This is a genomic window from Alkalimonas mucilaginosa (assembly GCF_036327005.1).
Taxonomy (GTDB): domain Bacteria; phylum Pseudomonadota; class Gammaproteobacteria; order Enterobacterales; family Alteromonadaceae; genus Alkalimonas; species Alkalimonas mucilaginosa.
In genome coordinates this window covers 125,735-136,806 of the sequence record NZ_JAUGZK010000008.1, presented here as the reverse complement: position 1 = coordinate 136,806, position 11,072 = coordinate 125,735, and the positions used below count along the sequence as shown (strand labels likewise).

Genomic DNA, 11,072 nt, shown 5'->3' with positions numbered 1-11,072 from the left:
TTCGAGTGGGCTTTTTGCGTTGAAGCGCCTGACTCCTATCTATCCGCGAAGGCTGAGGCCTCGTTCAGATCGACATCAACATGTTTGAGCGATAGCGACAAATGTGCCGGGAGCACATTTGAACAGCTTTAGCTGGCCCGAAGGGCGCAGGGCAGGATGCCGGAGTAGTTGTTGTGGCGAGCCTGAAGGAGCGTCTCAGCCGAAGCCATCAGATGATCACAATGATGCACTGGATTGCATTCATCCTGCTGTGATAAGCTGGAATTATTCGTAATAAATTATTCCTATCATGAAATATTTAATTCCTACTATAAAACTGGTATCGGCTGCTGTTTGGTTGTCGTGCAGTGTGAGCCAGGCTGAGCCTGCCGTTGAGCTGTCCATCTCTGATTTAGTGACGCAATCCATGCAGGCGTTTGATACACCTGGTATGTCAGTCGCTGTGGTGCATCAGGGGGAAGTGGTGCATCTTGCTGGCTATGGCTACCGGGATTTGGCAACCCAGTTACCGGTTGCTGCCGACAGCTACTTCCGGCTGGCTTCTGCCAGCAAAGCTTTTACGGCGGCCAGTGTGGCGATATTGGTGGATGAGGGTAAGCTGAGCTGGGATGACAAGGTGGTCGATCACCTGCCGGAGTTTCGGCTGCAGGATCCCTGGGTCACCAGTGAGTTTACCATTCGTGATTTGCTATCGCATCGCAGCGGTCTGGTCGGTGGTGCTGGTGATAGTATGATTTGGCCTGAACCTTCCGGTTTTAGCCGTCAGGAAGTGATCCACAATCTACGCTATCTGACCCCTGAATTTAGCTTTCGCAGCAATTACGGTTACAGCAATGTGTTCTACATTACAGCTGCAGAACTGGTCGCCCGTGTCGCGCAGCAAGCCTGGGAAGATTTTGTAGCAGAACGTATTTTCCAGCCGCTTGGTATGGCCTGTTATGCCGGTGATATGCCGGCAGAGGCGGTGGCCAACAGTGCGGTAGGTTATAGCACTCGCAATGGTGACTTTTTTAGTATTCCGCGCAATGGCATTGATGGCAAAGGACTGATGTCGGCAGCAGCAGGTGGCTTGGTATGTAGCGCGGCGGAGATGACCAAATGGCTGCAGTATCTGCTCGAGCAGTCTCAGGCATCAACCAATAGCTTCCGGGTATTTAGTCAGCAGCAACTGCAGGAAATGTGGTCACCGAATACACTGATGGCGGTGACCAATCGCACCCGACAGCTGCATCAAACCCATTTCAGTGCCTATGGTCTTGGCTGGCGGATGCAGGACATGTATGGCCATAAGGTGGTGCACCATACCGGCACCTTATCCGGCTATCAGGCCTATGTTGCTCTGGTACCAGAGCTGGAGCTGGGGGTGGTGGTACTGAATAATGGCTCGGACAGTGGTGCCAGGATGGCAGTGATGCAGTCCATTCTGGATAGCTATCTGGTAGTACCTGAGCCACAAAACTGGGTTGCGTTTTTACAACAAGAACGTGAAGAGCGCGAGCAAAGAGCGGCCAGCCGGACGCCGGATTTGCCGGTCGGGACCGGCGAAGTGTTACTTCCACTCAGTGCTTACACCGGTTATTTTGTCGATCGCTGGTTTGGTGGCATTGAAATCCTGCACAGTCACGAAGGCCTGAGCTTTCGCTCTGAGCGGATGGTGAATAAAGTGGGCAGCATGGAGCCTTTTGCCGATCACAGCTTTGTGATCCGCTGGCAAGACCCCAATGTGGCAGCAGATACGCTGATCCAGTTTCAACTGAATGCAAAGCGTCAGGTGACCGGCTTTGAATTGATGCCACACCGGGTGCAGGTTGGAAGCCGCCATGCCTATCGTGATATGGCGTTTAGCAAGGTGGCGGATTCAGCCCCGGCAGCTGCAGAAGCTACCGGGGATGATTAAGCTAAGTTAACGCTGCGTAGCCGCTTTCATCTGCCGGACGAAAGTGGTGAGCTCTTGCAGCAGTTCTTCTGGCTGGTGTTGCAGCTTTTCAATCCGCTGCACAATGGCTGAGCCTGAAATAGCCCCTGCGGCGCCACTATCCAGCGCATCTTTCACATGCTCTGGTGCTGAGATGCCAAATCCGAGCAAGGTGGGCGCTGCATGGTACTCGGCCAGTTTCTCAATCAGATGATGGGCAGGTGCTGCTGCTTTGGTTTCAGTACCTGTAACGCCGGCCCGGCTTAGCAGGTAGGTATAACCACGGCCGTACGACGCCACCTGACGCAGGCTGTCATCATCGCAGTTTGGCGGCACAATAAAAATGGGTGCTACCCCATGCTGCATGGCGGCCTGGCGAAAGCGTTTGCTCTCATGCAGCGGCACATCGGCAATCAGCACCGAATCAACGCCGGCAGCGGCTGCCTGTTGGTAAAAGGCATCAATTCCCCTGGCCATCACCAGGTTGCTGTAGAGCAGAAGGCCAATAGGTAAGTCTGGATATTTGGCGCGCAGCTGGCTGATCAGTCCGAGCGCACCGCCTGGGGTGACCCCTGCGGCTAAAGCACGGATATTCGCACCCTGAATGGTGGGACCATCGGCCACCGGATCAGAAAATGGAATACCCAGCTCCAGCGCATCAGCGCCACCTTCGATCAGGGCTTCAATGATCTGATACGATAGCTCTAGGTTCGGATCCCCGATGGTAACAAAAGGAACAAAGGCGCCTTGTTGCTGCTGCTCCAGGCGATTAAACATCTGCTGATAACGGCTCATGCCTGCTCCTCCTGTGCGCTTTGCGCAGTTAAAATGCTATGCACATGGGTTAAGTCCTTATCGCCCCGCCCGGATAAATTGACCAGTAGGATTTGCTCTTTATCAGCTTGCTGAGCCAGCTTCAGGGCATAGGCCAGTGCATGCGAGCTTTCCAGGGCTGGGATAATGCCTTCGTGTCTGGCCAATGCCTGAAAGGCAGCCAGTGCTTCGTCATCGTTGATGGCGACATAACTGGCCCGACCGGATTGCTGCAGGTGGGTATGTTGCGGCCCAACCGCCGGGTAATCGAGGCCGGCAGAAACCGAGTAGGACTCTTCAATCTGGCCATCAGCTGTTTGCATAATAGCGGTATAGGCACCGTGCAAAATGCCGTAACTGCCGGTACTGAGCGCAGCGCCGTGTTGGTGGGTATCAATGCCCATCCCGCCGGGCTCAACACCAATCAGTTGCACCGATGGCTCTTCAATAAAATCGGCGAACATGCCGATGGCATTGGAGCCACCACCGACGCAGGCGATCACTGCATCCGGCAATCGTCCTTCTTCAGATAGGATCTGCTGCTTGGCTTCTTCACCAATCATGCGCTGGAATTCACGTACTATGGTTGGGAAGGGGTGAGGACCTGCAGCGGTGCCGAGCAGGTAATGGCTTTTATCGTAACTGGCAGACCAGTCGCGCATGGCTTCATTCACGGCATCTTTTAAGGTACCAGAGCCTGCGGTGACGGGGATCACGGTAGCACCCATCAACTTCATACGAAACACATTGGGTTGCTGGCGCTCAATGTCTTTCGCGCCCATGTAAATGCGGCACTTTAAGCCGAGTAATGCACAAGCGAGAGCGGTGGCTACACCATGTTGGCCAGCACCGGTCTCAGCAATAATATCGTGTTTCCCCATACGCTTGGCAAGCAAAGCCTGGCCCAATACCTGATTGGTTTTATGCGCACCGCCATGCAGTAAGTCTTCACGTTTTAAGTAAATTTTAACCTTGGGGTTGGGAGATATATTGCGGCACAGCGTTAATGGTGTGGGCCGGCCGGCATAGCTGGAGAGCAGATGCTGGAACTCGGCATGAAACTCAGCATCATCCTGAGCATCTATAAAAGCCTGCTCCAATTGCTTTAAGGCGGGTACCAGTAACTCTGGGACAAACATGCCGCCATAATCGCCAAAATAGGCGGATAAACTACGCTTTGTCATAAGAAAACTCTCTGATCCGGTTAAAAGCAGTCAATAATAGGTCGTGATCTTTGATGCCAGCTGCCTGCTCAATGCCGGAGTTGATATCCAGCCCGGCAACCGGCAAGGCCAGTGCATCCGAAATGTTGTTAGGGGTTAAGCCACCTGCCAGCATCACAGGCACTTTGCTTTGCAGCTTGCTTAGCAATTGCCAATTAAAACGCTCACCAGTACCGCCGGCAACTCCGGGCTGGTAAGTATCGAGCAACAGGCGGTCGGCTTGGGTGGTAAAGTTGGGCAAGCTATCGGCTATGCGGTAAGCGCGCCAGATTTCGGTTCCGGCTGGCAGCAGGGCCCGCAGGCGCTCCAGGTAGGCATCGTCTTCATCGCCGTGTAGCTGCACCGCTGCCAGTGACAACTCGGCAGCGATGCTGGCCACCTGCTGCTCGCTTTCATTGACAAAGACACCAACAAATTGCAGAGGTGCGGTTTCGACCAGGGCTTTGGCCTGAGCAAGCGTCACTGCCCGAGGTGATTTGCTGTAAAAAATCAAGCCAGCATAACAGGCACCGGCTTGCTGCACTGCCAACACATCTTCCGGTCGGGTCAGACCACAGACTTTGTGCTCTCCCCGGGTCAGGCGCTTGCAGGCCAGAGCCAGATTGGCTTGTGCCATTAAGGAGCTGCCGACCAAAAAGGCATCGGCGACCTGGCTTAGCTGGCGTACCTGCTGATTGGTGTAAATGCCAGACTCCGATACCAGGGTCACATCGGCTGGCAGCAGTTTGCTTAGCCTGAAGCTGGTATTGAGATCGGTGGATAAATCGCGTAAATCGCGGTTATTGATGCCAATCAGCTTAGCGCCCAGCTGAACGGCCCGTTTGGTTTCTTCTTCGTTACTGACTTCGGTTAATACCGTCATGGCGAGCGCATCGGCTACCTGATGCAGCTCCTGGTATTCGTCATCGGTCAGTACTGACAGCATCAGCAACACAGCATCGGCGCCACTTAAGCGGCCAAGATACATCTGATAGCTATCGATAATAAAGTCTTTGTGCAGCAAGGGCTGATTGACTAAAGCGCGGATCTGACTCAGGTTGTCGTAGCTGCCCTGGAAAAACTCGGCATCGGTCAGTACCGAGATGCAATCGGCGTACTGGCCATACACCTCTGCCAGTTCATCCAAATCAAAGTGTGGCCGGATCAACCCTTTGGAAGGGGAGGCCTTTTTGCACTCTAAAATAAAGCGAGGCCCGGCTTGTTGCAGTGCTGCCAGGAAGTTGCGGTTACTCGGTTTGACCTGGGCTAAAAAACTCTCCAGCGGGCGCTCGGTTTTAAAACGGGCTACTTCCTGCCGTTTAAAATCAACGATTTTCTTTAAAATATCAGCCATGGGACGCTTCCTTCATCAATTGCAGGGTGCGGTAGCCCTGGTCGGTGCTTAGCAGCTGCTTTATATGGGCCACGTTGTCTTTAAGATCAGCGTTCACCCCGGTAATCGCCATCATGGCAGCAACATTGACGGCAATCGCATCCTGATGTGCCGGCAGACCCTTGCCCTGCAGTATGGCCAGACTGGCGGCGGCATTCTCAGCCGGATCGCCCCCAGCCAGTTCAGCAAGGTCGCGTTCAGGCAAACCAAAGTCGGCGGGTGTCAGCGTAAACTGGCGGATAACGCCATTATGCAGCTCAGTGACCTCGGTGGGCCCATGCAAGGCAATTTCGTCGCAGCCACTGCCATGCACCACCCAGGCTGTACGGACATCCAATTGCCCCAGTGCCTGTGCCATTACAGGCCCCAAGGCCGGATCATAGACGCCAAGCAATTGAAAACCCGGCGCCGCAGGGTTTAACAGTGGCCCCAGCACATTAAACAGAGTGCGGGTTTTCAGTTGTTGACGCACTGGCATCGCATGTCGGATCCCAGCATGGTAGAGGGGAGCGAATAAAAATGCGCAACCAGCCTGCTGCAGGCTGTGGGCTGCCTGTTCGGGCGAAAGCTGAATATTCACACCCAGGCTTTCCAGTAAATCGGCCGAGCCGGACTTGCTGGAAACACTGCGATTGCCATGTTTGGCCACCGAAAGCCCGGCAGCGGCGGCAACGATCGCGGCTGTGGTGGAAATATTGATGGTATTGCTGCCATCACCGCCGGTACCACAGCAATCGATGCTGTTGTGTGCCTGTACCGGGAAAGGCGTGGCGGCAGCACGCAGGGCCTGCGCCGCTCCGGCCACTTCATCGGCCTGAATGCCTTGCAGTTTACCGGCAACCAGCACAGCAGTCAGGTCTATCGGATCTACTTCACCTGCCACTACGGCTGAAAAAAATTGCTGAGCTTCTTGTTGGCTGAAATTGCCGCCATTCAGGCGCTTTTGCACCAGTTCTGCAATCATGAAGGGCTCCTTGACATCAAATAATCCAGACTCTGTTTTAGCAAGGGCTTGCCAAGTGTGGTCAGGATGGACTCGGGATGAAACTGAAAACCGAGGATTGGCAGGCTACGATGCGCGATGGCCATCGGTATGCTGTTAAAGTGGGCGATCACCTGCAAAGACTCCGGTACTGTAGTGGCAATCAACGAGTGATAGCGTGCTACCGGAAAGGGTTGTGGCAGACCGGCAAAGACCGGATGCTCAGTCAGTGCAATGGCGGAGGTTTTGCCGTGCACGGTTTCGCCAGCCTGACCCACCACGCCACCAAAATGCTCCACCAGCGCCTGATGACCCAGGCAAATGCCAAGCAAAGGCACCTTACCAACGGCCTGACGAATCAACTCTGGCATGCAGCCGGCGTGCTCAGGCGCACCCGGTCCGGGAGAGAGCACCAGAGCAGTGGGAACTGGCTCGCTGGTTAGTTGCTGCATAATAAAATCAGCCGGCACGGTATTGCGGTACAGTTTCAGCTGATAGCCCAGTTGTTCAAACTCATCCACCAGATTGTAGGTAAAGGAGTCGATATTATCGAGCATGTACAAGGTGGTCATAGCGCCTCCTGCTGAGCGGCTGTTTGAATGGCGCGGATCACTGCCTGTGCTTTATTGCGGGTTTCGTCGGCTTCGGCCTGTGGATCGGAGTCGAACACCACACCGGCACCAGCCTGGATGGAGGCCATCCCATCTTGCACATAGGCAGAGCGGATCACAATGCAACTGTCAAAGCTGCCATCACCGCTCAGGTAGCCGACAGCACCGCCATAACTGCCTCGGCGTTTTTGTTCCACCAATCGAATTAGTTCTGCGGCTTTGACTTTCGGCGCCCCCACCAAAGTGCCCATGTTCATGCATGCCTGATAGGCATGCAATGCATCCAGTTCAGGTTTTAAGGTACCAATGACGCGGGAAACCAGGTGCATGACGTAGGAGTAGCGATCTACTTTGAGCAGCTCTTTGACATAGCGTGTACCTGGCACGGAAATCCGGGCCACATCGTTGCGGGCTAAATCTACCAGCATCAGATGCTCGGCTTTTTCTTTTTCATCCTGGCGCAGCTCCAGCTCAATGCGGCTATCCAGATCGGCATCGATGCTGCCATCGGCATGAAAACCACGGCGGCGGGTGCCGGCAATCGGGTAAATCTCGACCTGACGATTGCTGGCATCGAATTTAAGTGCCGACTCGGGCGAGGCGCCAAACAGGGTAAAGGTCCGATCCTGCAGGTAAAACATATAGGGGCTTGGGTTCAGCTGTTTCAGCCGGGCATAAGCGGCCAATGGCTCAGGGCAAGGCAGTTGAAAGCAGCGTGAAGGCACCACCTGGAAAATATCACCACAGACAATATGCTGCTTTAACCGTGTTACTTCGGCTTTAAAGGCATCATCACTGATATCAACTTGCACCTCGCCTGTACCAGCTGCGGATACTGCGCGCTTAAAAGGCTGCTGTTGTTGGGTCAGTTGCTTAAGTTGCTCCAGACGCTTACCAATGGCAAAACAGTTGGCTGCGGCTTGCTCACCGCAAAACACATTGCCGATCAGCTTGCTGCTACGGGCCTGATGATCGGTGATCAGCAAGGTTTCGGCCAGATAAAACAAGTAGTCAGGGCATTGATTATCACCAACTGCTACTTCCGGCAATTGTTCAACCGTCGCAATCATATCGTAGCCAATGGCGCCGCCTAAGAAAATCGCGAACTGCTCGTCACTCTGATTGTTTAGTTGCGACTGAATGCAGCGCAGCACACTAAAAGGGTTAGCGACCTGCAAGCGGCTCGCTTCATCCAGCAGCGGAGCCGCTTTGGCATAGCGCACGGTCAACTGTTCTGGCAGCAGGCTCACTTCGGCTTCAGCTTGCAACTTGTCGGCTAAAAAGGGCAGCAGGGTGACGCCATTGGCACTGAGAGCTTCAATCAGCACGGTATCAGCATTGCACTCGATGCGAAGGGCTGCATCAATCAGCAATAAGCTCTTCAGGTTATCTTTGCTGTCGATTTCAGCCGACTCGAGCAACAAAGAGCATGGATTGACGGCTGCCAGCTGCTGGTAACAGGCTAAGGGATCCTGCTGGTAGTCGATCGCCATGGCGATGCTGGCGACTTCTCCGGCTTGTTCTGTGATGTGACTGAAAATCATAATATTCTCTAAATTTAAACCAAAAAAAAGCCCGTTTCATCGAAACGGGCTCAGGTTATTAAAGCTAAAACAACGCCTACAACACACGCCCGTTGGGAGTGTGCCACCACCAGTTGATTGCAGTGAATGAACAAACATTGAGAAGTTGCATTAGCTTTAATCACGTTCTTGATTATCGTTTGTGCTATCAAACCGCGATTTTCAACTCAGGTCAAGAGCTCTGCAGAAAAAAAACGGTTTATTGTATGTCCAGCATTATAAACCTATAAATGTCTGGATGGCTAATATGTTTTAAAGCATGTTCAGATTCCATTCAGTAAACAGCAATTAATGTGCATTTTTTTACAATTGTATGGAAACTGTTGTTATGCTTGTGTTGTTTAGACTACTTGTTTGGAGTAGCTGCTTGTCCCTGCCGCTGACGCTTGTTGCTGGCCCTACCGACTCTCATTCATCCGTGTCATCACGGATTCAAGATGCACATGGTTTTCACGCCCGGGACGCTATTACTCCCTATGTACGTTATCGGGCCAGCCCTATCCAAAAGAAGCGACGCTTTCATGGAGTTGTGGGCGTAAGCGCTGATGTGTTGGATGATACTTTGCATCCGGGTGGCTATCTGGCGGTACAAGGCCGCTCAGATGACTTCTTTACTGAAATTGGCGTGCTGGGGCAGCGGCTACCGCGCTCAGGCACCGAGCAGCCGGATAAAACCCGGTACTTTATGACGGTGCGTTTGAGCATGAATCAGCCCATTGGCCCTTACGGTATGATTGGCTTTAATCCTTTGCAATGGTTGCAGTGGTTGGATAGTGAAGAGGACATGCGTCTTGATTTGCATGCCCAGGCAGGCCTGAGCTGGCAGAGTTCCGGTTCCTTATTGCGCCTTGATGCTTATGGTGCCATGTACTCTTTTGAAAGCCGCCGGCCTTATGACCCAACGGAATCCAGGTTTGATCGGGACCGAAAAGGTGACTTTGTGCGCAGCACTCAATGGGGTGCAGGGCTTCGGTTCAGCCTTATGTTTTGAATCGTTATTAACCCCAAAGTGTGCGATAATGCAAGCTCGACAGGAGTTTGTATGAAAATCGATTTGCATAGCCACACCCGCCATTCTGATGGCCTGCTAACGCCACAAGAGCTGCTGCAAAGAGCTGAGCTGCGTGGTGTGAATGTGCTGGCCATCACCGACCATGACACCGTTGCTGCCATTCCGGAAGCGCGTCAGTATCTGGCAGAGCACGGAACTGGTTTGCAACTGATTGCCGGAGTGGAGCTGTCTACCAACTGGCAAAGCTTTGAAATTCATGTGGTCGGTCTGAATATCGATCCGGATTGCGCTGTGCTGCAAGGTCGTTTGCAACAGCAGCTGCAAAAGCGCACCGAGCGGGTCGCTGCCATTGCTGAGCGGCTAAGCCGCCGTTGTAAGCTCCCTGATATTTATGCCGGAGTTGAAGCCATGGCCAATGGCGCCGCCTTAACCCGTGCTCATGTGGCGCGCTATCTGGTGCAGCAAGGCATGGTTGAGCATATGGGCAAAGCCTTCGATAAGTACCTGGGGCGGGGCAAGCCTGGTTATGTGCCACCCAGTTGGGTTGAGCTGGCTGAAGCCATTGGTTGGATCCAGCAAGCCGGTGGTCAGGCCGTGCTGGCGCATCCGCTAAAGTACAAGTTATCTGGGAAATGGTTGCGCCGCCTGGTGGTTGATTTTGCAGCTGCTGGCGGAGACGCGATGGAAGTGGTTTCCCCCCAGCAAACACCCCAGCAACGTGCTGAATTATGGGCTTTGTGTCAGCAATATGGTTTGCTCGCATCGGTTGGCTCCGATTTTCATCAGCCAACGCCTTGGAATGAGCTGGGAAAAAATCTATATTTAACCGAAGAGATGACCCCAGTCTGGGCTAATTGGCCGTTGGTAGGGCAACAGGCACTTCCGCTGTAATCCTTATGTCGACGGCTGCGCCGTTTTACCTGTAATAAGAAGAATAAACATGAGTCAGTTTTTTCATATTCATCCCGATACACCCCAGCAGCGCCTGATCAAACAAGCGGTGCAGATCATTCAGCGCGGTGGTGTGGTGGTGTATCCGACCGACAGTGGTTATGCGCTGGCCTGTCATTTGGGCGATAAAACCGCCCATGACCGTATTTTGCGCATCCGGCAAATCAGCGGTGATCACCATTTCACCTTGATGTGCCGTGATCTGTCCGAGCTATCCCTCTTTGCCAAAGTGGACAATACCGCTTTTCGGCTGATTAAAAACAACACTCCGGGCGCTTACACCTTTATTTTGAAAGGAACGAAGGAAGTACCCCGGCGTTTTTTGAATGACAAGAAGAAAACCATCGGCTTGCGTATTCCGGAAAACCGCATTGCGCTGGCGCTGCTGGAAGAGCTGGGTGAGCCTTTGATGTCTACTTCTTTATTACTTCCTGGCCAGCAGTTTGCGGAAGCGGATCCTGATGAGATGCGTCCGCAGTTGGAAAAGCAGGTCGATCTTATTATGCATGGTGGCGTTATCGCTGAAGCACCCACCACTGTGGTGGATTTATCGGATGGCGACCCTGTGATTGTGCGTGAAGGTGTGGGCAATACGGCTCCTTTTCGTTAA

The 11,072-nt window shown here is 53.2% G+C and carries 10 protein-coding genes; 4 read left to right on the top strand and 6 right to left on the bottom strand.

What is annotated here, in order from left to right; translation table 11 throughout:
• The first annotated feature begins 289 nt into the window (after positions 1-289).
• Complete coding sequence (locus QWF21_RS12095; RefSeq protein WP_330088311.1) at positions 290-1,897, top strand: serine hydrolase; 1,608 nt, start codon at positions 290-292, stop codon at positions 1,895-1,897.
• 6 nt (positions 1,898-1,903) lie between these two features.
• On the opposite strand, the gene trpA is transcribed toward QWF21_RS12095, so the two are convergent.
• From trpA to QWF21_RS12065, 6 genes are read right to left on the bottom strand one after another with little or no spacing between them, the layout of a single operon-like run.
• Positions 1,904-2,710: a tryptophan synthase subunit alpha gene (gene trpA / locus QWF21_RS12090; RefSeq protein WP_330088310.1), complete on the bottom strand. Its 807-nt coding sequence runs from the start codon at positions 2,708-2,710 to the stop codon at positions 1,904-1,906.
• Positions 2,707-3,912 (bottom strand): tryptophan synthase subunit beta, encoded by a 1,206-nt coding sequence (gene trpB / locus QWF21_RS12085; protein ID WP_330088309.1) that lies wholly within the window; start codon positions 3,910-3,912, stop codon positions 2,707-2,709. The genes trpA and trpB overlap by 4 nt, the downstream gene beginning before the upstream one ends.
• Positions 3,899-5,284, bottom strand: coding sequence for a bifunctional indole-3-glycerol-phosphate synthase TrpC/phosphoribosylanthranilate isomerase TrpF (gene trpCF, locus QWF21_RS12080; RefSeq protein WP_330088308.1), 1,386 nt, complete (start codon positions 5,282-5,284; stop codon positions 3,899-3,901). Before trpCF ends, trpB begins: the two co-directional genes overlap by 14 nt.
• On the bottom strand, positions 5,277-6,287 hold the full coding sequence (gene trpD / locus QWF21_RS12075; protein WP_330088307.1) for an anthranilate phosphoribosyltransferase: 1,011 nt from the start codon (positions 6,285-6,287) through the stop codon (positions 5,277-5,279). Before trpD ends, trpCF begins: the two co-directional genes overlap by 8 nt.
• Positions 6,284-6,877, bottom strand: coding sequence for an aminodeoxychorismate/anthranilate synthase component II (locus tag QWF21_RS12070; RefSeq protein ID WP_330088306.1), 594 nt, complete (start codon positions 6,875-6,877; stop codon positions 6,284-6,286). The genes trpD and QWF21_RS12070 overlap by 4 nt, the downstream gene beginning before the upstream one ends.
• A complete protein-coding gene (locus QWF21_RS12065; RefSeq protein ID WP_330088305.1) occupies positions 6,874-8,460 on the bottom strand; it encodes an anthranilate synthase component 1 in 1,587 nt (528 codons plus the stop codon). Before QWF21_RS12065 ends, QWF21_RS12070 begins: the two co-directional genes overlap by 4 nt.
• Positions 8,461-8,866: 406 nt before the next feature.
• Between QWF21_RS12065 and QWF21_RS12060 the strand changes: the two genes are divergently transcribed.
• From QWF21_RS12060 to QWF21_RS12050, 3 genes are read left to right on the top strand one after another with little or no spacing between them, the layout of a single operon-like run.
• On the top strand, positions 8,867-9,490 hold the full coding sequence (locus tag QWF21_RS12060; RefSeq protein ID WP_139243671.1) for a hypothetical protein: 624 nt from the start codon (positions 8,867-8,869) through the stop codon (positions 9,488-9,490).
• A gap of 51 nt (positions 9,491-9,541) precedes the next feature.
• Positions 9,542-10,402, top strand: a complete 861-nt coding sequence (gene rnm / locus QWF21_RS12055) for an RNase RNM (RefSeq protein WP_330088304.1) — start codon at positions 9,542-9,544, stop codon at positions 10,400-10,402.
• Between the two features lie 49 nt (positions 10,403-10,451).
• Positions 10,452-11,072 carry an L-threonylcarbamoyladenylate synthase gene (locus QWF21_RS12050; RefSeq protein WP_330088303.1) on the top strand — a complete coding sequence of 207 codons (621 nt, stop codon included), beginning with the start codon at positions 10,452-10,454 and terminating at the stop codon, positions 11,070-11,072.